The organism is Dactylosporangium sp. NPDC000555 (genome assembly GCF_040300025.1).
GTDB lineage: Bacteria > Actinomycetota > Actinomycetes > Mycobacteriales > Micromonosporaceae > Dactylosporangium.
The window spans coordinates 123,490-145,217 of the sequence record NZ_JBEPDB010000002.1; the positions used below are offsets into that span (position 1 = coordinate 123,490).

Below are 21,728 nucleotides of genomic sequence, written 5' to 3' on the forward strand. Positions count from 1 at the left end.
CGTCCAGTCTTTCAGTATTAACTGACGAGTCCCCTGATCGGGGGTCGCCGGCAGTCGGCGGTAGGCGTGCGGTGTCCTATGCGGCGGTGGCGGCGGTGCCCGGGGTGACGGCCGGCGGTGCGGCGACGGCGGTGGCCGTCGCGGTGTTCGACGGGGCGGTGGCGTCTTCGGCGGCGGGGGTCGAGGGCCGGTCCAGGTGGCGGAACGTCAGCAGTGATGCGGCGATCACGGCGCCGAACGCGCCGACGGCGGCGAAGCCCCACGACGGGGAGCCGTGGTCGATCGCCCAGCCGGCCAGCGGGGAGCCGATCGCCAGGCCCACGGTCAGGGACGAGCCGTGCCAGCCCATGGCCTCGCCCCGGGCCGCGGCCGGGACCAGGCGGCTGACCAGGTCGGCGGTCGCGGTGAGCGTGGGGGCGCACAGGACGCCGGCCGGCAGCAGGGTGAGGAACAGCAGGGGCCAGGCGTCGCCGAACACGCCCGCCGGCACGGTGAACAGGCTCAGGCCACCCAGCAGGACCACGAGCGGGACGGCGCGGGGCAGCGCGCCGTAGACGAAGCCGCCCACCAGGGAGTAGACGCCCCACGCGGCCAGCAGGGCGCCGATCAGGCCGACCTGGCCCGCGTCGCGCAGCATCGCGACGATGCCCAGGTCGGTGCCGGCCAGCACGACCGTCGTGGCGGACGCGGCGGCGCACACAGCCAGGAAGCGCGGGGTCAGCCAGTCGCGGCGGCGCACGGTGGCCGCGCCGGGGCCGGCCGGCTCGGCCGAGGCCTCGCGGACGGGTGGGTTGACGAGGTAGAGGGCGGCGCCGGCGAGGACCATCGCCGCGCCGAGCGACCACATCGCGGAGCGGCCGGATAGGGTGCTGGTGAGCAGCACGGCCAGCGGCGGGCCGGCCATGAAGGACAGCTCCACGGACATGGAGTCCAGCGCATACGCCTGGCGGCGCTGCTCGGCCGGGACCAGTGCGGCGAGCGACTGGCGGATCACGGAGAACACCGGCAGCGAGAACACCCCGGCGACGAACGCGCCGGCCAGCAGCGCCGAATAGGACAGGAACGGCGCGGCGGACCAGAAGGCGGCCTCGGCGATCGTGGTGACCAGCAGCATCGGTCGCAGGCCGCGGCGATCCACGAAGCGGCCGTTGAGCGGAGCGCCCAGCGCCGCGCCGACGGTCAGTGCCGCGCCGACGAGCCCCGCGGCGCCCCAACCCCGGTTGAGGTTCTGGGCGACGTGGAGGGTCATGGTCACCCCGACCGCGGTGATCGGGATGCGGGCCAGCAGGGCCAGAACCATGAGGGGCCGCACGCCCGGTAGGGCGAGGACGCGGCGGTAGGGGTCGAGACGCATGGGGGTCATCATGTCGCGGGGGTACGACAAAAGCGCTGGAATATTCCGTGTGACTGTGCCTCACGTCACTGGGGAACCGGAGGCGCCGGACCGTAGTCCAATCACCAATACCTATGGATGGAGCTGAACACGATGAAGTCTCGGATCCTCGCCGCCGCCCTGCTCACACTCGCGCTCGCCGCCTGCTCGGACAACACCGGCGACGCGGGCGCGATGGCCACCGGCGGCGCGTCCAGCGGTGCTCCGCCCGCCACCAGCGGCGCGAGCGGCGGCGCCGGCACCGGGGCCGGCCCCGGTTCGAGCCCGCAGACCGGCCCGAGCTCCTCGGCGAGCACCGGCGGCAACACGACCGCTGTCGACGCCCTGATCGCGTTCAGCCGCACCGGCGGCCTGGCCGGCGTCAGCGACTCGCTGGTCGTGCGCCCCGACGGCTCGTACACCATCCAGACCCGCCAGGGCACCCGCACCGGCAAGCTCGCCGCCGGCGAGCTCAGCGCGCTCAAGGCGGCGCTCGCCTCGACCGACTTCAACAAGATGCCGACCGTGAACGACAACGGCGCGGTGGCCGACGGCTACACCTACATGATCACGTACGCCGGCCGGCAGATCACGGCGAAGGACGGTGCGATCCCGCCCGCCCTTCAGCCGGTGATCAGCGCGCTAAGCGGCTTCCTGGGCAAGTAGCTCGTCGATGCGGGTCAGCTCCTCGGGGGAGAGGTCCGCGTTGCGCAGCGCGCCGAGGTTGTCGGACAGCTGCCGCACGCTCGACGCCCCGACGATCAGCGAGGTGACCCGCGCGTCGCGCAGCGCCCAGGCGAGCGCGAGCTGGGCCAGGCTCTGGCCGCGCTCGCGGGCCACCTCGTCCAGCGCCCGGATCAGCCGCAGCCGCGAGTCGGTCAGTTCGCTCTCCTTGAGGGACCGGCTGGTGCGTAGCCGCGAGTCGTCCGGGATGCCGTCGAGGTACCGGTTGGTCAGCAGCCCCTGCGCCAGCGGCGAGAACGGGATGCAGCCGGCTCCCTCGTCTGCCAGGACGTCGAGCAACTCCGGCTCGATCCAGCGGTTGAGCATCGAGTACGACGGCTGGTGGATCAGCAGCGGCGTGCCGAGGTCGCGCAGGATGCGGGCCGCCTCCCGGGACTGCTGCGGGCTGTAGTTGGAGATGCCGACGTAGAGCGCCTTGCCGGCCCGCACCGCCGAGTCCAGGGCGCCCATCGTCTCCTCGAGCGGCGTGTCCGGGTCGGGCCGGTGCGAGTAGAAGATGTCGACGTACTCGAGCCCCATGCGCGCCAGCGACTGGTCGAGCGAGGCCAGCACGTACTTGCGCGAGCCCCACTCACCGTACGGCCCCGGCCACATGTCGTAGCCGGCCTTCGTGGAGATGATGAGCTCGTCGCGGTACGGGCGCAGGTCCTCGGCGAGGATCCGCCCGAAGGTCTCCTCCGCCGAGCCCGGCGGCGGCCCGTAGTTGTTGGCCAGGTCGAAGTGGGTCACGCCGGCGTCGAAGGCGTGCCGCACGATCTGGCGCTGCGTCTCGAACGCTCGGTCGGGCCCGAAGTTGTGCCAGAGCCCGAGCGAGATGGCCGGCAGCTTGAGCCCGCTTCGCCCGCTGCGCCGGTAGAGCATGTTCTGGTATCGGCCCGGGGCCGCCTCGTACGCCACGACCATGATCTTAGGTCAGACGTCTGGGACGGCCCCGGACCGGCCCGAATTAGCGGTGCTCCCACCAGGCGTGCGCGGTGACGGCGGCGTAGGCGTCGACGATGCCGAAGCCGTAGAAGCCGTTGAACGCCTTCGTGCCCTCGCAGAGCGCGTCGAACTCGGCCGGACGTCCGACATCGACGTACGACACCAGCGGTGGGTTCGGGCAGGCGTGCTGGGCCGCCGTGGTGTAGAGCAGGTACTCGACCTTCCACGGCTCCAGGCCGAAGTCGTTGCCGCGCTTGCTGCCGTGCGCGCTGACGATCAGCGCGGCCACGCCGGCCGCGTGCGGCGAGGCCATGGAGGTGCCCTGCAGGTAGGTGTAGTACCCGCACTGCCCGGACGCGGTGCACTGCTTGAACACCGAGTCGGCGAACTCGGGCAGGACGTTGCCGTCCGCGTCGACCGAGCCCTCCTCCTGCAGCACCTTCTTCGGGTACGTGGACAGGATCTCGTTGCCGAAGGTCCGGTAGGTGTCGGTGCCCAGGCCGTCGCGGAACCAGCCGCCCGGCGCCGAGACGCCGATGCGCTCCAGGCCGTAGTCGGAGTAGTCGGCCTTGTTCAGCGACGGGCCGAGCGAGGACACGCCGATGACGAAGGGGCCCTCCGTCGGCAGGTCCCAGCACGAGTTGTTGTCCACCGGGCGTTCGTACGCCGCGCCGCTGGGGTAGTCCGGGCTGGAGATGTCCGTGCGCGGCTTGCCCTTGTCCTCGTGGTTGTTGCCCAGCGCGCTGACCAGGGTCACGCCCCTGAAATGCGCGTAGGTGAGCGCCCGGAACATCGCCTTGATGATCGTGCGCTGCTCCGCCTGCGCGGCCGGGGAGTCGGCCGGGTTGGCGGTGCAGTTGAACAGCCACGGGTCGACGTAGAAGGACATGTTGACCACGTCGATGCCGTTGTTCCCGGCGTGCACGAGCGCGTTGACGACCGGCTCCAGGAAGAAGTAGCCGGAGTCCTGGCCGCCCTTGAGCTCCACCAGCGAGACGTTCGGCGCGACACCGGAGACGCCGATGCCGTTGGCCGCCGCGCCGATCGTGCCGGCGACGTGCGTGCCGTGGCCGCCGTCGTCGGTGCCGACCGGGTCGAGGCAGCTCGCGACCTCGCACGGGCCGTCGATGTCGGGCAGGTCCGGCGCGAAGTTCTTCGACAGCGCCCAGTTGAAGTTCGGCGCGATGTCGGGGTTCGACGCGTCGACGCCGGTGTCGAGGATGCCGACGGTCACCCGCTTGTCACCGGCGTTGACCTTGCGCGCCTTGTCGGACTTGACCGTCGTGAGGCCCCACAGCTTGTCGTCGAGCGGGTCCATCCCGGCGGTCGCCGGCTTGGTCCCGCTCTTCTTGGCGGCCTTCTCGGCGGCGCCGGCCGCCCGCTGGGCCTCGCGTTCGACGTCGCCTGGCCGGTCCTTCTTCGGGGCCTTGCCGATGGCGACCTGGTGCGTCGCGCCGACGAGCTGCGGCGCCGCCGCGGCCTTCGCGACGAAGCCGTTCTGCGGCGCGGCAACGGTGAACATGCCCACCGTGTCGTTGCTGCCGATCACCCGGCCGCCGGCGCGCTTGATGGCGGCGGCCGCGTCGGCGGCGGAGACGTTGTCCGCGGCGACGACCGTGTATTGCGTCGTCGCCGTGGACTCGGCACCGGCCGGGGCCGACACGAGGCCGGCCGCCGTCACCGTCAGCGTCGCGGTGATGACCGCGGCACCGGTGAGCCTCTTGTTGAATCCCACGTAACCTCCCTGTTCGACGGGATGGGGATATGAGAACAAGAGCTCTTGCGGCGGCGAAACCCTTTCCGTTCAAGATCTTCGATTCGAGGGCGGTGAATGCGTCGCCGTTCAGACGGATTGGGCGATCCGCTCCACGGCGACCTTCGACTCGGCCAGGCCGGCGCCGGTCACCTGCCGGTAGATCTTGATGGCGGCGATGAGGTTCTGCTGCCGCAACGCCTCCGTGAACTCCGGCGGCATGTTGCCGGCGCCCGGAAACGCGTCGGCGAGCTGGGGGTCGAGGCCGAAATGGCGGTAGAGGTAGGCGACCTGGCGCTCAAGGCGCAGCAGGCGCGAGCTTTCGTCGGGGTGCATCATCCCGACACGATATTGCGGGGGGACAGGGAAAAAAGTCGCAGAGCCGCCAGTAGGCGGCTCTGCCAAGTGTCGGAAAAACTCAGGCGATCGGCTCGGCGAACGGGTCCTCGGCGGTGTCCACCGGGATCTCCGCGGCCGCGGCCCGGGCCGCGGCCGCGCCGCGCGCCGAGCGCTCTTCGTCGGTGATGGGGAAGTGGCAGGCGACCGTCTGCCCGGGCACGAGCTCGCGCAGCGGCGGCTCCTCCTGGGCGCACAGGTCCTGCGCCTTCCAGCACCGGGTGCGGAAGCGGCAGCCGGACGGCGGGTCGATCGGGCTCGGCACGTCGCCGGTGAGCAGGATCCGCTCCCGCTGCGCCCTGTCCCGGCGGCCCGGGTCGGGCACCGGCACCGCGGAGAGCAGCGCGAAGGTGTACGGGTGCAGCGGCTTGGCGTAGAGCCCGTCGCGCCCGCCGACCTCGACGACCTTGCCGAGGTACATGACCGCGACTCGGTCCGAGATGTGCCGGACGACCGACAGGTCGTGCGCGATGAACACGTACGTCAGGTTGAACTCGCGCTGCAGGTCGTCGAGCAGGTTGACGACCTGCGCCTGGATCGACACGTCCAGCGCGGACACCGGCTCGTCGGCGATGATCAGCTTCGGCTGCAGGGCGAGCGCCCGGGCGATGCCGATGCGCTGGCGCTGGCCGCCGGAGAACTCGTGCGGGTAGCGGTTGTAGTGCTCGGGGTTGAGCCCGACCAGCTCCAGCAGCCGCTGCACCTCCCGCTTCTGCCCCTGCGCCGTCTTGATGCTCTGCACCTGCAGCGGCGCGCCGACGATCGTGCCGACCGTGTGGCGCGGGTTCAGCGACGAGTACGGATCCTGGAAGATCATCTGGACCTCGCGGCGCAGCGGGCGCATCCGGGCCACGCCCAGGTGCGAGATGTCCCGGCCCTCCAGCAGCACCTGGCCCGCGGTCGGCTCCAGCAGGCGGGTCATCAGGCGGCCGGTCGTGGACTTGCCGCAGCCCGACTCGCCGACCAGGCCGAGCGTCTCGCCGGCCTTGACGGCCAGGTCGATGCCGTCGACCGCGCGCACGGAGCCGACCCTCCGCTTGATGAAGGCGCCCCGCATGATCGGGAAGTGCTTCTCCAGGCCCCGCACCTCGAGGAGGTTCTCGCCGCTGTGCTGCGACGCCGCCGCAGGCTGGGGTTGGGTGCTCGTCGACACTGTCGTGCTCCTCAGAGGTTCGGGGCGATGTCCGACTTGAAGATGGCCGTGCGGTCCGCCGGCGGGATGTGGCAGGCGACGCCGTGTTCGGGCGTGCCCTCCGCCAGGGTCGGCTCGACCGTCTTGCAAGGGATGCCGTTGCGCTGCGTGTAGGGGCAGCGCGGGTGGAAGGAGCAGCCGCTCGGGAGGTTGATGAGCGACGGCGGGTTGCCCTTGATCGGCACCAGCCGTTCGCGCACCTCCCGGTCGACGCGGGGCATCGATGAGAGCAGGCCCCAGGCGTACGGGTGCTCGGGGCGGCGGAAGATGGTCTCCGCGGTCGCCTGCTCGACGCACCTGCCGCCGTACATCACCAGGATGTCGTCGGCGACCTCGGCCACGACGCCGAGGTCGTGGGTGATGAGGATGACCGCGGAGTTGAACTCCGACTGCAGGTCGCGGATCAGGTCCAGGATCTGCGCCTGGACCGTCACGTCGAGCGCCGTGGTGGGCTCGTCGGCGATGAGCAGCTGCGGGTTGTTGACCAGCGACATGGCGATCATCGCGCGCTGGCGCATGCCGCCGGAGAACTGGTGCGGGTAGTCGTCCACGCGCCGCTGCGGCTGCGGGATGCCGACCCGGTCGAGCATCTCGATCGCCCGCTTGCGGGCCTCGGCCTTGCTGACCTTGTGGTGCACGCGGTACGCCTCGATGATCTGCGCGCCGATCGTGTAGTACGGGTGCATCGCGGTCAGCGGATCCTGGAAGATCATCGACATCTTCGCGCCGCGTAGCAGGCGGACCCGCTCGGGCGAGGCGCCGATGAGCTCCTCGCCATCGAGCCAGACCTCACCGGAGATCTTGGCGGAGCCGCGCCGGTGCAGGCCCAGGATGCCCAGGCTGGTGACGCTCTTGCCGGAGCCGGACTCGCCCACGATGCCGAGGGTCTGGCCGCGCTCCAGCTGGAACGTCAGGCCGTCGACGGCCTTGACCACGCCGTCGTCGGTGTTGAAGTGGATCCGCAGGTCGCGCACGTCGAGGAAGGACTCGGCGGGCTGCGAGCCGGAGCCGCCCGGGCTCGGGTCGACGTCGGTGAGCAGGCTGCTGGACATGCTCACTCCTTTCCAGGGGTGCCGTGCAGCGGAGACCGGAGCGCAGGAATGGTCATGCCGAAACCTCCGCTTCGCTCCGGCTGCGGCATAACTGAGGGCCTGAGCCGATGATGACCGGCCCCTACGCTTCGCTTCGGGCCGGTCATGAGAGCCGGACCCGCGGGTCGATCACGGCGTAGAGCAGGTCCACGATCAAGTTGGCCATGACGATGAAGAACGAGGCGAACAGCGTCGCGCCGAGGATGATCGGCAGGTCCTTCTGGGTCACGGCGTCGACGCTGAGCTTGCCGATGCCGGGCAGGCTGAACACCCGCTCGGTGAGGATCGCCCCGCCGAGCACGGTGCCGAGGTCGAGGCCGAAGATCGTGACGATCGGGGTCAGCACCGCGCGCATGGCGTGCCTGCCGATCACGACCCGCTCCTTCAGACCCTTCGCGCGGGCGGTGCGGATGTAGTCCTCGCCGAGGGTCTCGAGCATCGTGGCCCGCGTCAGCCGCGCGTAACTCGCGGCGAACAGCAGCGCGAGGCTCACCCAGGCGAGGAAGAGCTTGTTGGCCCAGCTCAGCGGGTCGTCGACGAAGTTGACGTACTCGCCGCCCTTGAAGATCTTCCACTGGTGGACGAACAGCGACTGGAAGACGAGACCGGTGAAGTACACCGGTAGCGACACGCCGGCGAGCGCGATGATCATCACGGCCCGGTCGATGAGCTTCCCGCGTCTCAGCGCGGATATGACGCCGCCGGCCACGCCGCCGGCCAGCCAGAGCACGGCGGCGCCGAGGGCGAGGGAGATGGTGACCGGAAGCCGGTCGAGCAGCAGCGGCCAAACCTCGCGGTCGGTGCGGAAGGAATAGCCGAAGCACGGCGCCGAGCAGTGCGTGACGCTCGGGCCGCTGTCGTAGTCCCGCCCGGCGACGAGACCCTTCACGAATTGCCCGTACTGGACGTAGATGGGCTTGTCCAGACCCAGCTTGATCCGGGTCGCCTCCACCTCGCGCGCGGTCGCCGTCTTCCCGACGTACATCTCAGCGGGATCGGCATTCGCCGCCTTCGGGATCAGGAAGAAGATCGCGAAGGTGACCATCGATACGGCCACGATGAGCAGTGCCGCGGTGACCAGGCGGCGCAGGATGTAGTTGATCACGTGTGCGGCCTGACGCCGGCCGGTTCGACGGGGTTGCCGTCGCACCGGCCGGCGCCGTGGCCCTCACCTGCCTTCTGTACTCGTGAAGGGCGGGTTAGCGGCTGTTCAGGCTTGCTGCTTCGCAGCTTGGGGCTGGTGCCGACCCGAGGGTCAGCTCACGACGCCCAGGCTGCCGAAGTCGTACATGCCGTAGTACTCCGTCACGTACACGTTCGTGACGCGGGGGTTGCGGTAGTTGAGCGCCTTGTCGTAGACGAACGGCGTCATGACCGCCGCGTCCATGACCTTGTGGTTGATCTTGGTCCAGATCTCGGCGGACTTCTTCGGGTCGCTCTCCGCCTTGGCGTCGTCGATCAGCTTGTTGATCTCCGGGTCGTTCAGCTCGCCGTAGTTGTTGTTGCCCGACTCCAGGATCTGGCGGCCGTCGACCAGCACGGACAGGAAGCCGTACGCGGTCGGGAAGTCGGCGCCCCAGCCGGCCATCATCAGGCCGTAGCCCTTGGTGTGGACGTTCGACGGCACACCGATGGCCGAGCGGAAGTACAGCGACGGCTCGATCGGGTCGAGGCGGGCTTTGATGCCCACGTTCGTCAGCGCCGCCTGCAGGGCCTCGGCCGACTTCAGCTCCTTGCCCGCGTTGCGGGTGGCGATCACCGTTTCGAAGCCGTTCGGCTTGCCACAGGCCGCGAGCTCTTCCTTCGCCTTGTCGATCTGCGGCTTGCCCGACTTGGTGTTGTACGGGTCGTAGTCGTCGTGACCCGCGATGTTCGGGGGCAGCATGTTGGTGGCGATGTCACCGCCGGCCTCGGCGCCACCACGAGCGGTCTGCATCGTGCTCTTGTCCGTCGCGTACTGCACGGCCTTGCGGCAGTGGATGTTGTCGAACGGGGCGACCTTGCTGCTGATCGAGAAGTAGCGGATGAAGCCCGTGTTCGGGGTGTCCGCGTTCTTCTTCTTCTCGGGGTCGAGCAGGACCTTCGGCTGGGCACCCTGCTGGACGCCGGTCTGTCCGGTGTCGATGTCGACGTCACCGGACAGCAGCTGGTTGTCGATCTCCTCCGGCGCCGTGCCGATGGTGAGGTCGATCTGGTCCGGCAGCGCCTTGCGGACGCTGTCGGTCTTCGGGTCCCACTGGTCGTTGCGGACCAGCACGGCCTTCTTGCCCTGGTCGTACGACTGGAACTTGTACGGGCCGCTCGAGACGGGCTTCTGGGCGTACTTGTCGCCGGTGTCCTTGGCCTGCGGAACGGGGCTGGAGGCGGGCATCGCGAGCAGGCTGGCGAAGTCGGCCAGCGGCGCGGCCAGCTTGAAGACGATCGTGTTGTCGTCCGGGGTCTGGACGGACTTGAGGCCCGTCTTCTCGGTGTCCTTGTACGGGCCAGGGTAATTCTGGCCCTGGTCGAGAACCTCCACCAGGAACGGCGGGCCACCGGAGAGGACATCGGCGAACGTGCGCTCGATGCCGTACTTGATGTCCTTCGAGGTGATCGGCGAGCCGTCCTCGAACTTCACGCCCGCCTTGAGCTTGAACGTGTAGGTCTTGCCGCCGTCGGTGATTTCCGGCAGCGACTGGGCCAGGTCGGGAACCAGCGTGAGGCCGTCCTTGCCGGGCTTCGCCTCGTTCGTGAGCAGCGTGCGGACGTAGTAACCCTTCATGAAGTTCCACACGAACGCGTAGTAGGCGCGCGCCGGGTCGAACGAGTCCGGGTCGGCTTGGTTGACGAGCTTGAGCGTGCCGCCCTTCTTGTTGGACGGGTTCACGACGCCCTTGGTCGCGGCGTTGAAGCCGGACTCACCCTTCGGGGTCGAGCTGTCGTTGGCCTTGTCGCCGCCCGATCCACAGGCGGACAGCACCAGGGCGACGGCGGCCGAGCCGGCCACCAATGCCCCTGTCCTCATTCTCACTGGGTTTCCCTCCTTGTTTGGCGCGACCCGCCGAGGGACGGGCCGTCCGAGCTGTGCGGCTGTGCGAGTGGAGATCGGGTACGCACAGGGTTCGACCGGGCTGGCGGCGGGGCCGGACGTGGTGGTGCGAGGGTTGCGCGACGGCCCGAAGCTCGCCGGCGGCCCTTGCGGGCTTACCGGTTGGACTTCGGGTCGAGGGCGTCACGCAGGCCGTCGCCGAACAGGTTGAAGGCGAGGACCATGAGGAAGATCGCGGAACCGGGCACGAACATGTACATCGGGTCGTACGTGTAGTACTGCACGGCGTCCGACAGCAGGCGGCCCCACGAGGGGGTGGGGGGCAGCACGCCGACGCCGAGGAACGACAGCGCGGCCTCGAAGAGGATGTTCGTGGGGATGACCAGCGTCGCGTAGACGAGGATCGGCGCGACGAGGTTGGGCAGCAGCTCGCGGAAGAGGATGCGGGCCGGGCCCGCCCCGATGCTGCGCGCGGCCTCGACGAACTCGCGTTCCCGCAGTGAGAGCGTCTGGCCGCGGACGATACGCCCGATGTACGGCCAGCTGAAGAACGCGATGACCGAGATGACCACCCCGATGCGCCAGCCGGTGCTCACCGGCACGACGGAGATCAGCGCGATCGAGAACAGCAGATACGGGAACGCCAGGATCAGGTCCATCATCCGGCTGATCAGGTTGTCGACGACGCCGCCGAAGTAGCCGGAGACGATGCCGAGCACCACGCCGATCGTGACCGCCGCGATCGTGGCGGCCAGCGCCACCAGCAGCGAGACCCGGGCGCCGTAGATGATCTGCGAGAACAGGTCGCGGCCGGTGACCGGCTGGACGCCGAGGAGGAAGTCCTTGCTGATCCCGCCCCAGGTGCCGACCGGCGGGATGCCGCCGAGGCTCGGATCGATCTTGTCCGGGTGGTAATCGTTGACCGGGTGCCCCCAGACCTTGTTGATCAGGGGGGCGAACACCGCGACAAGCACCAGGAAAATGATGAACCCGCCTCCAGTCAGCGCGACCTTGTCGCGCTTGAGCCGGGTCCACGCGATCTGACTGAGCGAGCGGCCTTCGATGGCCTTCGCGGGAACACCGGCAGGCGTTGCGGTCGCCTCTTCGACCGTCGGCACCTGCTCGTCGCTCTTCGACGTGACGGGCCCCATAGTCATGGGCGTGGCGCCCCTCTCCCCGGCCGCCTGCCCGCTTCACGCAACCGCCAGCGTTGGCCGCCGCACAGTGGAGCGCGCATGCGTCGGCCAGACCGGGGCCCGTGGCAGTCAGCAGCCGATCGGCTGTGTCTTCGTGGACTCCTGGTGCCCTATCCGCAGGTTCGGTCCACGGGCAGAGCGTGCACGAAGCCGACGTGGTGGTGTCGCCTTCGTTGGAGGAACCCTGTCTCCCGTTCGGCCGCTCGTCAAGGGTCACCCCCTGTCCTGTAACCAAGTCCACGCCGCGCCGTGATGAGGGCGTGATCCAAGCACAGCGACTTTCGGATCATACACCCCCTAAACGGGCGATTTACCGGCGAATCGTAACGGCACGATTACGCAATGTGAGGGAAACATGGCAGCAAGACCGGCGAGAACGGGCTATCCAGGACGATCGTTGATCGTTTCACACTTAACAGTACGGTCCGGTCAGGGCCATCGTGACACAGTGTGCTCAAATATCGAAATCAATCACGACCGGCGCGTGGTCCGACGGGCCCTTGCCCTTGCGTGCCTCCCGGTCGATATAAGCACCCGTCACCGCGTCCGCAATCGGCGGGCTCGCGTAGACCAGGTCGATCCGCATGCCCTTGTCCTGATGGAACATTCCCGCCCGGTAATCCCAGTACGTGAATGGATTGGGCCCTTTCATCGGTTTCGGCACGATGTCGGCGAGACCGGTGTCCAGCAGGGCGGCGAGCGAGTCGCGCTCGGGCTTCGTGACGTGCGTGGCGCCGGCGAAGGCGGCGGGATCGAAGACGTCGGAGTCGGCCGGGGCGACGTTGAAGTCCCCGCAGACCGCGACCGGGCCGCCGCCCGCGAGGTCCGCCGCGACCGCGGCGCGCAGGGCCTCGAGCCAGGTGAGCTTGTACCCGTAGTGCGCCGACTCCGGCGTGCGCCCGTTGGGCACGTAGACCGACCAGACCCGCACCCCGCCGCACCGCGCCGACACCGCGCGGGCCTCCTGGCGGGGCTGGTCGAACAGGGCCTCGGCGCCGCCCGGCTCGCCGGCCCAGCCGGGATCGCCGGCGAAGCCGCGCCGCACGTCGTCGAGGCCCACCCGGGACAGCAGCGCGACGCCGTTCCAGCGGCCCTCCCCGTGGTGTGCCGTGGTGTATCCCAGATCGCCGACCTCGGCGGCCGGGAACGCGTCGGCCGCCACCTTCGTCTCCTGCACGCACAGCACGTCGGGCCGGGCCTGCTCCAGCCACTCCAGCAGCCGGGGCAGCCGGGCCTTCACCGAGTTCACGTTCCAGGTGGCAAGTCTCACCCCTGCCACAATGCCAGCCTCATGCCGACTCGCGCTTCACCAACTCCGTGGGCAACAGCAAAACGGGCTCGATCTGCTCGCCGCCGGCCATCCGCAGCACCTGGCGGGCCGCCATCCGGCCGAGGTCGGTGATCGGCTGGCGCACGGTGGTCAGCGGCGGCTCGGTGTCGCGCGCGAAGTCCATGTCATCGAAGCCGACCACGGCCACGTCGTCGGGCACCCGACGGCCGGCCTGGCGCAGCGCCCGCAGCGCGCCCTCGGCCATCGCGTCGGAGGCGGCGAAGACCGCGTCGAGGTCCGGGTCGTCGCCGAGCAGCTGGCTCATCGCCAGGGCGCCGGACTGCCGGGTGAAGTCGCCGACCGCCACCAGGGAGCGCCGGCCGCTGTCCTGCATGGCCGAGCGGTACCCCTTGAGCCGGTCGATGCCCGCGCTCATGTCCTGCGGCCCGGCGATCGTGGCCACCCGCCGCCGCCCGGTGTCGAGCAGGTGGTGCACCGCCGTGCGGGCCGCGTCGTCGTTGTCCACGTCGATGTACGGCACGGAGGACTGGATCAGCAGGCGCCCGTTGCACACGACCGGCACGCCGGCCCGGCTGAGCCGCTCGGGCAGCGGGTCGGCGCCGTGCATGGAGAAGATGATCGCGCCGTCGACGTGCCCGCCGGTCGCGTAGCGCTCGACCCGGTCGTGGCTCGGCCCCGAGGGGCCCACCATCATGAGCACGAGCTGCTTGTCGACGGCCTCCAGCTCCAGGCTCACCCCACGGATGATGCTGGAGAAGAACGGGTCGTCGGAGAACACCCGGCTGGCCGTCTCGGAGGCCACGAGCGCGATGGAGTCGGTGCGCTGGGTGACGAGGCTGCGCGCGGCCTGGTTGGGCACGTAACCGAGCGCCTCGACCGCGCTGAGCACCTTGTCGCGGATGTGTGGCGCGACGGAGGTCGACCCGTTGACCACGCGGGAGGCCGTGGCACGCGACACCCCGGCGCGTTGCGCGACATTTTCGAGTGTGGGCCGGTCCCGCCCCGACAGCACCATTCTGGCGTCCCCCATATTCTGTTCCGCGGACCATCATGACTGAAGCTCGGCATTGTGCAGTACACAAAAGGACGGGCGATGGAGCATGTCGCTCCACCGCCCGTCGCACCCTCACACCGGTCACACCCTGAGCCACGATTTCGCCGGTCATACTGTGCCGATCAACCCAAGCCGGTCGCCCGGGCCACCGCTTGGCCGGAGAGCGCTCTCAAGACTGAGATCAGCCTGGCTCATGACTAGCCCAATGTCAATCACAGAATCGGCTGAGAGCGCTCTCTGAAATATGTTGTGGGAAACGCCAAAACCGTCATGACGCCTGGCGGCGCGCGCAGGCCTCCAGATGCGCGGCGAGGACCACGGCGGTGGGGGCGCGCACGCAGGCGTCCGCGCCGGCCTCCAGCACGTCGACGACGGCCTGGTGGTCGCTGTACGCGCTGAGCACGGCCACGATCGAGGCGGCCGGGTGACGCAGGCACGCGGCGGTGACCGTCCTTGGGCCGGGGTCGTCGAGCAGCACGATGTCGGGTTCGCGGCAGCCGGCCGGCAGTTCGTGGCGCCGGGTCACCACCCAGCCCTGGGGCAGGTGCCGCTCGAGGTCGGCGTGGCGGCCGGCCGGGGCGACGAGCAGGACGTCGACGTGCTTGCCGGCGTGGGTGCGCTGGGGGAGGGTCACGATCGTCATGCCTCCTTTATCGCGCGCCGGCCTGATACCGCCCTTGGCCCCGCCTGCGAGAATCCTGGAAGGCCGGACCACAGGGAGGCTGCCCGTGATCGTGTGGATCAACGGCCCGTTCGGCGCGGGCAAGTCGACGCTCACCGCCGAGCTGTGCCGGCGCGAGCCGAGGGCCCGGGCGTTCGACCCCGAGCGCATCGGTTGGGTGCTCAAGCGGACCCTCGGCCTGGTCCGCCCCGGCGACTACCAGGACCTGCCGGCCTGGCGGGCGGCGACCGTGGCCGCCGCGGCCTGGCAGGCGCGCGGTGCCGACCCGCTGCTGGTGCCGATGACCGTGCTGCGCCGCCGCTACCTCGAGGAGATCGTCGCCGGGCTGCGCGGCCGTGGCCATGAGGTGCGCCACGTGCTGCTGGACGTCTCCGCACCGGTCCTGGTGGAGCGGATCGAGGCGGACGAGGACCCCGGCCCGCAGGGCTGGCGGCTGGACAACCTGGGCGCATACCTCACCGCGCGGCGGGAGCTGCGCGCGTTCGGCGCGGTCGTGGACACCGACGACCTGGACCCGGACGAGGTCGCCGACGAGGTCCAGGGGCTCATCGGCGGCTGGCGCGTGACCTGAGGATCGCCACACGCGAGCCGCCCGGCTTCGCCCGGCACGTGCTTGTCGGCACGTGCGTGCGCAGCCGGGCGGGGCAAGACGCGACCTACTTGGAGTACACCTCCATCTCCCACAGCGAATAGCCGTAGCCGGTGGCGCGGGCCACCCCGGCCATGCGCACGTACCGGGCGCTGACCGGCGCGAACGTGACGTTGTCGGTGCCGCCGTTGCCGGCGTCGATCACGGCCGCGGCGCTCCAGCCGCTGCCATCGGCGGAGACCTCGATGCGGTACCGCGACCCGTACGCCGCCTCCCAGCGCAGGATGACCCGCCGCACCTGGCGCGCCGAGCCGAGGTCCACGGTGATCCACTGGTTGTCGCTCCACCCGCTGCTCCACCGCGTGGACGGGCTGCCGTCGACCGCCGCGCCGGCGCTGTAGCCGAGCTGGGTGCTGCTGACGGTGACCGGCCGGCCCTGCGCCAGGTTGGTCAGGTCGTCGCCGCGCCCGGCCGGGAACGACACGACCTGCTGGTACGTCGGCCGGTTCTGCCAGGAGATCTTGTCGTGCGTGATCCCGCCCAGCGGCGACTGGATGATCGTGTCCGCGCACCACTGGTCGCCGGCCGAGCAGTACTTGTCGCCCGGGTACGTGGTGGTCGCGGGCTCCGCGGTGGCCGCCGCGAGGGTCGTGACCAGCACCTGCCGGCACGCCGTCAAGGAGCCGCCGCCGCAGTAGGTGCGGCCCAGGCCGCTGCGCACCGGGTCTCCGAGGACCGAGCGGAGATCCTTGTCGAGGTAGCCCCACCAGCCGTACTGGAATGCGGACCCCTTGTGGGTCTGGGTCTGGTTCAGCGACCCGGCGCTGGTCGGCCCGGTGGCCCCGGAGGGCGACTCGTCGATCTGCAGCGCACTGGTCAGCGCGGCGTAGACGTCGTCGCCGAGCCCGGGCCGGAACGCCCCGTCGACCAGCTTCGGCCACCAGGCGTCGAATGTGCGGATCGCGGCCGCGTGCTGGTAGACGTGCGATCCGGGGGAGGTCTCCACGCGCTTCGCGCCGGCCGCCTGCCAGGCCCGCAGGGCGGCGACGTTCGGGTCGGTGCTCGTCCCGGACGGATCGAGGATGCGCAGCAGCTTCGGCAGCAGGTTCTCGGCCCGAAGGTCGGTGACCGCGGCGTCCTCGACCAGCCGCACGACCCCGGCCCGATCGACCTTGCCCGCGCCGAGCGCGGATTTGACCCGCTTGTCGAGCAGATCCGCGCGATGCACGGCGCCGAAACTGAAGTTTCCGTCCGCCGCGCCGAAGTCCTTACTTTGCTTGTTATTCCAAGAGACGAAATAATCCTGCCCGGTCGACTGCGGATGCTGGTTCACCGGAATGTAGTCGGCCGTATTCGTATCCGCATTCCAGCCGGACCATTCATATGCGGGGTCCGCCTTCGTGGGCAGGTTCGGGTTCGCGCCCGGCTTGCGCACCGGGTTGCTGCCGGAGTTGAAGTACGCGGTGTCCGTGGCGTTGACATAGAACCAGTTGAAGGCGTACCCGACGTCGGAGGCCGCGGCGATGAACTGGGCCGGTGTGCCCATCGCGGCCGGGTCGTTGAACGCCTGGAAGCCGATCGCGGAGTCGGCCTCGTGCCGGTAGGTCGAGCGCAGCTGGGTGAACGCGACCGGCTGCCCGCCGACCGTCCCGCGCCAGGCGACCAGGCCGTACTTCGTGCGGTACGTGATGAGCTGGTAGGAGCCGGCGGGCGTGGAGTCCGCGACGGTCGGCTTCCAGGAGTTGGACTGCACCAGCGCCTCCATGGGCGTGCACACGCCGCGGAAGAGGTACGCCGAGGACTGTGTCGTGGCCGCCGAGCCGTCGGTGTTGCACAGCGGCACCGCGTACGTGTCGGTGATGTCCTGCTCCGCCGAGGTGGCGCTCCAGGCGTAGTCCTGCCCGCGGCCGAGCAGCACGTAGAGGTTGAGCCCGGAGAACGCGACGCCGTGCGCGCTGATCCCCGGCCCCTGCAGCTCCTGCAGCATGAGCAGCTGCGGCGAGAAGTACCCGGTCTGCGGCCCGAACACGGCGATCGGGTGCCCGGTCGCCGAGTGTGCGGCGTCGATCACCACCGCGTTGGACATGCCGCGCTTGGTGGCCGCGCCAGGTGCCAGACCAGCGGTGGTCGTCGCCGAGCCGCTCGGATTGAACACCACGGGCTGCGCGGCGACGCTGCCCAGGTCCGGCAGCGCGACGCCGGGGGCGTTGGGGTCGGCCGCGCCGTACGGGAAGGACTGCCCGTTGTGCAGGGTCAGCACCGCCTCCTCGTCGTTCTGCGCACGGAAGGCGGCCCAGAGCCGGTCGCCCTCGGCGGCGCCGTAGCGGGCCCGGGCGGTGACCCGCACCAGCGCGGACTCGACCTCGCCGCCCCCGCCTCCGCCGAACAGGCCGCCGACCACGCCCGCGATCGCGATCAGGTCGGTCATCTGGAACGGCTCCGGCCCGCCGGCGTTGGTGATCGCGTCGAGGTGGCCGGTGAGGACGTACTCGCCGGGGCAGTTGCGCCCGGCCATGCAGGCGGCGATGTAGGCGTTGATGCCGGCGACGTACTGCTGCACGTCGTCGTAGAGCTGCGCGCCGCGCGTGCCCTTGCTCCGCAGCGCCGCGACCTGGTCCTGCAGGTCGGCCTCGGTGTACGGGGCGTTGCGCCAGATGCTCTGCTCCAGCTCCCGGTTGCCCGGCGCGCCGCCGGCGAACGGGGTCACCTTCCCGCGGCCGACCCGGCGCATCAGGTCCATCACGAACAGCCGGTCCTCCGCGCCGGAGTACCCGGCGCCGAACATCGTCCCGGCCCGCGTCGTGCCGGTCACGTGCGGCACGCCGAGCGCCTTGTCGCGCACGATCCTCACGTCGGAACGCGGGCTGTAGCTGCGCGCCACCTGATCGGCCGGCACGCCGAACGAGGCACTGTTGTAGAAGGAGGAGATCTGCTCATCGGTCAGGCCGGTGTAGGCGGCGACGAGGTTCGCGTACGGGCCGAGCTGGTCGGACGTGTGCGCCGGCCGGGTGCCCAGCGCCTGGTGGGCCAGGATGTCGGCGAGCGTGGCGTTGCCGTTCTGGCCCGGCGGCAGGATGTCGTTGCACTGGTCGAGGCAGTAGTCGTTGGGCGTCAGGACGGCCGCCTGGGCGGGTCCGGCGAGCGCGGGGGCGACGAGGACGGCGGAGGCGAGCAGGAGCGCCCCCAAGGCGCGCTCGAGGACGCGCTTGAGGAGGGGTAGGGACATGGCGGATCCCTTCCGGGGGTTGCGAGTCAATATGAAAATGACTCGGATTACCGGATGGTAACAACGACGCCGGTCACTGAACAGAGGTGTCGCACCATCGATACGCTGGGCCTCCACTACGCTTCCGGGGTGCTCGTGGTCCATGCCCTCTGGGTCGGCGGCCGGGTCGCCCTGTGGGCGGAGGACCCGTCGATCGCTTCGCACCCTGAGCCCGGTCCGGCTCGACGGGGATCCGCGCGGGCCGCCCGCCGGCACCCGTTCGCGGTCGCCGGGCTCGATCTCGACGGCGGCACCGGCATCGCCGCGGTGCGCACGCCGGCCCTGCCCACCCGCGGCGGCCGGCCCGAGCCCTCGCCGGCCGCGTCGATCCCGGTCGAGGGCGGCCGGCCCGTGCTGCGGCGGTGGGCCGTCGACACCGTCGAGTACGACCCCGACGACGCCCTCGGCCTGCTGCGGGGGCTCGCGTCCGCCGCCGGCGACGACATCGTGCTCGGCGACTCCGCCCGTTGGCTCGCCGGCGTCGCCGGGTTCGCCGCCGGGCTCGTCGCCCGCGGCCGCATGCTGCCTGCCCTGGTCGGCGACGCCGCCGGGGGCGAGGCCCGCTGGCTGCCGGTGCTCACCGGCCGCGACGCCGCCTACGCCCGCGCCCTGGCCCTCGCGCTGCCCCAGGCCGTGCTCGCCGCCACCCCGGACACCACCCGCGCCGCCGCGCTGGCCGAGGTCCTCGACGCCTTCGCCGACGCCGCCGCGCGGGCGGCGCTGCCCGCCGACGCGGGGCCGCGGGCCGCCGGGCACCGCCCCGGCGACGCCGCCGGCGCCTGGCTCGCCGCGCTCACCGGCCGGGACCGCCGCATCGCCGGCGTCGCACCCGCCGCGCTCGAGCGGCTGCGCACGCAGCTGGTCGCCTGGGAGGCCGATGCGATCGGCGGCGCGGTGCGGGCCTGTTTCCGCCTCGTCGAGCCGCCGGAGCCCGGCGACGGCGAGGAGCCGCCCGCCGACCCGCGGTGGACCCTCGAGTTCGCGTTGCGGGCCGCCGACGAGCCCACCCTTGTCGTCGACGCCGGCCAGGTCTGGCGCTCCCGCGGCGCGCTCAAGGCCCTGCAGCGGCACATCCCGGCGCCCCAGGAGACGCTGCTGGCCGAGCTCGGCCGGGCCAGCCGGCTGTACCCCGCGATCGAGGACGCGCTGCGCGAGCCCCGCCCGGTCGCGCTGACGCTGGACACCGACGGCGCGCACCGGCTGCTCAGTGAGGCCGCGCCGCTGCTGGCCGCGGCCGGGTTCGGCGTGGTGCTGCCCGGCTGGTGGCGCCGGGCATCCGCGCGCCTCGGCGCCCGGCTCAGGGCCGGCGGCTCCGGCTCGGCCGCGCCCGGCACCGTCGCCACCGACAGCGGGCTGGGCCTCGACGCCGTCGTGGACTACCGGTGGGAGCTCGCCGTCGGCGACGAGGCGCTCACCGAGGACGAGCTGCGCCGCCTCACCGACCTCAAGGCGCCGCTGGTACGGCTGCGCGGCCAGTGGGTCGAGCTCGACCCGCGCCGGCTCGCCGAAGGTCTGTCGTTCCTGGAGCGGCACCGGGCGCAGGAGTCGATGACCGTCGCCGACCTGCTGCACCTGGCCGGCGGCGCGGCCGAGGGGCCCGGCGGCCTGCCGGTCGTCGAGGTCACCGCCGATGGCTGGCTCGGCGACCTGCTCAGCGGGGAGGCGGAGCTGCGCATCGGCGACGCCGGGGTGCCCGCGGCGTTCGAGGGCAGCCTCAGGCCGTACCAGCAGCGGGGTTTGAACTGGCTGCGGTTCCTGGAGGCCGCGGGCCTCGGCGGCATCCTCGCCGACGACATGGGTCTCGGAAAGACGGTGCAGCTGCTCGCCCTCATCGCCGGGGACGCGCGGGGGAGCACCGGCCCGACGCTGCTGGTCTGCCCGATGTCGCTGGTCGGCAACTGGCAGCGCGAGGCGGCCCGCTTCGCGCCGGGGCTGCGCGTGCACGTCCACCACGGCGCCGATCGCGCCCGCGAGCTCGACCCGGCCGCGTTCGAACTCGTCGTCACCACCTACGCCGTCGCGACCCGCGACGCGGAACAGCTGCGGGCCGTGCCGTGGCACCGGGTCGTGCTCGACGAGGCGCAGGCGGTCAAGAACGCCGCGACCAAACAGGCCGCGGCCGTGCGGCGGCTGCCCGCCCGGCACCGCGTCGCGGTCACCGGCACGCCGGTGGAGAACCGCCTCGCCGACCTGTGGTCCATCATGGAGTTCGCCAACCCGGGCCTGCTGGGCAGCGCGACGAAGTTCAAGGAGCGCTACGCCGAACCGATCGAGCGCTTCGGCGACGCCGACGCCGCCGCCCGGCTGCGCCGCATCACCCAGCCGTTCGTGCTGCGCCGCCTCAAGACCGACCGCGCCATCATCTCCGACCTGCCGGAGAAGCTGGAGATGGACGTGGTGTGCAGCCTGACCCGCGAGCAGGCCAGCCTCTATCAGGCCGTGGTCGACGACATGCTGGCCCGCATCGACAGCAGCGAGGGCGTCGAGCGCCGCGGCCTGGTGCTGGCTACGATGACCCGGCTCAAGCAGATCTGCAACCACCCGGCCCTGGCCCTGCGCGACGGCAGCCGCCTGCCCGGCCGCAGCGGCAAGCTCGCCCGGCTGGAGGAGATCGCCGAGGAGATCCTCGCCGCCGGCGAGCGGGCGCTCATCTTCACCCAGTACGCCGAGTTCGGCGCCATGCTGCGCGCCGAGCTCTCCGCCCGCTTCGGCCGCGAGGTCGCGTTCCTGCACGGCGGCCTGCCCAAGGCGTCACGCGACGCGCTCGTGGCCCGCTTTCAGGAGGCGTCCCCGTCCTCGCCGCCGCTGTTCGTGCTCTCGCTCAAGGCGGGCGGCACCGGCTTGACCCTGACCGCCGCCAACCACGTCATCCACGCCGACCGCTGGTGGAACCCGGCAGTGGAGGACCAGGCGACGGACCGCGCGTTCCGCATCGGCCAGCGCCGTGCTGTGCAGGTCCGCAAGTTCGTCACGGCCGGCACGGTCGAGGAGAAGATCGCCGCCCTGATCAAGGACAAGCGCGGCCTCGCCGCGAAGATCGTCGGCACCGGTGAGCAGTGGCTGACCGAGCTGTCCACGGCGGACCTGCGCTCGCTGCTCACCCTGGACCCCGGCGCGGCGGCCGACTGACCGCGCCGGAGTCCGACGGTGT

At 71.0% G+C, this 21,728-nt stretch carries 16 protein-coding genes; 3 read left to right on the forward strand and 13 right to left on the reverse strand.

Going from position 1 to position 21,728, the window contains the following annotated elements; all coding sequences use genetic code 11:
• Positions 1-76: 76 nt before the first annotated feature.
• Positions 77-1,354 carry an MFS transporter gene (locus ABT297_RS02620; RefSeq protein ID WP_350543788.1) on the reverse strand — a complete coding sequence of 426 codons (1,278 nt, stop codon included), beginning with the start codon at positions 1,352-1,354 and terminating at the stop codon, positions 77-79.
• A 132-nt stretch (positions 1,355-1,486) separates the two neighbouring features.
• Between ABT297_RS02620 and ABT297_RS02625 the strand changes: the two genes are divergently transcribed.
• A complete protein-coding gene (locus tag ABT297_RS02625) occupies positions 1,487-2,038 on the forward strand; it encodes a hypothetical protein (RefSeq protein WP_350543790.1) in 552 nt (183 codons plus the stop codon).
• On the opposite strand, the gene mgrA is transcribed toward ABT297_RS02625, so the two are convergent.
• From mgrA to ABT297_RS02680, 11 genes are all read right to left on the reverse strand, one after another.
• Positions 2,015-3,019: an L-glyceraldehyde 3-phosphate reductase gene (gene mgrA, locus ABT297_RS02630; protein ID WP_350543792.1), complete on the reverse strand. Its 1,005-nt coding sequence runs from the start codon at positions 3,017-3,019 to the stop codon at positions 2,015-2,017. The two genes, ABT297_RS02625 and mgrA, sit on opposite strands and share 24 nt — an antisense overlap.
• 43 nt (positions 3,020-3,062) lie before the next feature.
• Entirely contained in the window at positions 3,063-4,775 is a 1,713-nt protein-coding gene (locus ABT297_RS02635; protein ID WP_350543794.1) for a S8 family peptidase, read from the reverse strand.
• 108 nt (positions 4,776-4,883) lie between these two features.
• On the reverse strand, positions 4,884-5,132 hold the full coding sequence (locus ABT297_RS02640) for a hypothetical protein (protein WP_350543796.1): 249 nt from the start codon (positions 5,130-5,132) through the stop codon (positions 4,884-4,886).
• A gap of 79 nt (positions 5,133-5,211) precedes the next feature.
• A complete protein-coding gene (locus ABT297_RS02645; RefSeq protein ID WP_502885476.1) occupies positions 5,212-6,246 on the reverse strand; it encodes an ABC transporter ATP-binding protein in 1,035 nt (344 codons plus the stop codon).
• Between the two features lie 107 nt (positions 6,247-6,353).
• On the reverse strand, positions 6,354-7,433 hold the full coding sequence (locus tag ABT297_RS02650) for an ABC transporter ATP-binding protein (protein WP_350543800.1): 1,080 nt from the start codon (positions 7,431-7,433) through the stop codon (positions 6,354-6,356).
• A gap of 142 nt (positions 7,434-7,575) precedes the next feature.
• Positions 7,576-8,577: an ABC transporter permease gene (locus tag ABT297_RS02655; RefSeq protein ID WP_350543802.1), complete on the reverse strand. Its 1,002-nt coding sequence runs from the start codon at positions 8,575-8,577 to the stop codon at positions 7,576-7,578.
• A 150-nt stretch (positions 8,578-8,727) separates the two neighbouring features.
• Complete coding sequence (locus ABT297_RS02660) at positions 8,728-10,476, reverse strand: ABC transporter substrate-binding protein (RefSeq protein WP_350544107.1); 1,749 nt, start codon at positions 10,474-10,476, stop codon at positions 8,728-8,730.
• 179 nt (positions 10,477-10,655) lie between these two features.
• Positions 10,656-11,657 carry an ABC transporter permease gene (locus tag ABT297_RS02665; protein WP_350543804.1) on the reverse strand — a complete coding sequence of 334 codons (1,002 nt, stop codon included), beginning with the start codon at positions 11,655-11,657 and terminating at the stop codon, positions 10,656-10,658.
• Between the two features lie 493 nt (positions 11,658-12,150).
• Positions 12,151-12,966, reverse strand: a complete 816-nt coding sequence (locus tag ABT297_RS02670) for an exodeoxyribonuclease III (protein WP_350543806.1) — start codon at positions 12,964-12,966, stop codon at positions 12,151-12,153.
• Between the two features lie 19 nt (positions 12,967-12,985).
• Positions 12,986-13,996, reverse strand: a complete 1,011-nt coding sequence (locus ABT297_RS02675) for a LacI family DNA-binding transcriptional regulator (protein ID WP_350544110.1) — start codon at positions 13,994-13,996, stop codon at positions 12,986-12,988.
• A 313-nt stretch (positions 13,997-14,309) separates the two neighbouring features.
• A complete protein-coding gene (locus ABT297_RS02680) occupies positions 14,310-14,684 on the reverse strand; it encodes a response regulator transcription factor KdpE (protein WP_350543808.1) in 375 nt (124 codons plus the stop codon).
• A gap of 85 nt (positions 14,685-14,769) precedes the next feature.
• Here ABT297_RS02680 and ABT297_RS02685 point away from each other — a divergent pair, with 85 nt between their 5' ends.
• The gene (locus tag ABT297_RS02685; protein WP_350543810.1) at positions 14,770-15,294 is read left to right on the forward strand and encodes an AAA family ATPase; all 525 of its coding nucleotides are present in this window, start codon (positions 14,770-14,772) and stop codon (positions 15,292-15,294) included.
• Between the two features lie 85 nt (positions 15,295-15,379).
• Here ABT297_RS02685 and ABT297_RS02690 read toward each other — a convergent pair whose 3' ends face one another.
• Positions 15,380-18,538: a penicillin acylase family protein gene (locus ABT297_RS02690; protein WP_350543812.1), complete on the reverse strand. Its 3,159-nt coding sequence runs from the start codon at positions 18,536-18,538 to the stop codon at positions 15,380-15,382.
• A 129-nt stretch (positions 18,539-18,667) separates the two neighbouring features.
• On the opposite strand from ABT297_RS02690, the gene ABT297_RS02695 reads away from it, so the two are divergent.
• Entirely contained in the window at positions 18,668-21,706 is a 3,039-nt protein-coding gene (locus ABT297_RS02695; protein WP_350543814.1) for an SNF2-related protein, read from the forward strand.
• The last annotated feature ends 22 nt before the right edge of the window (positions 21,707-21,728 follow it).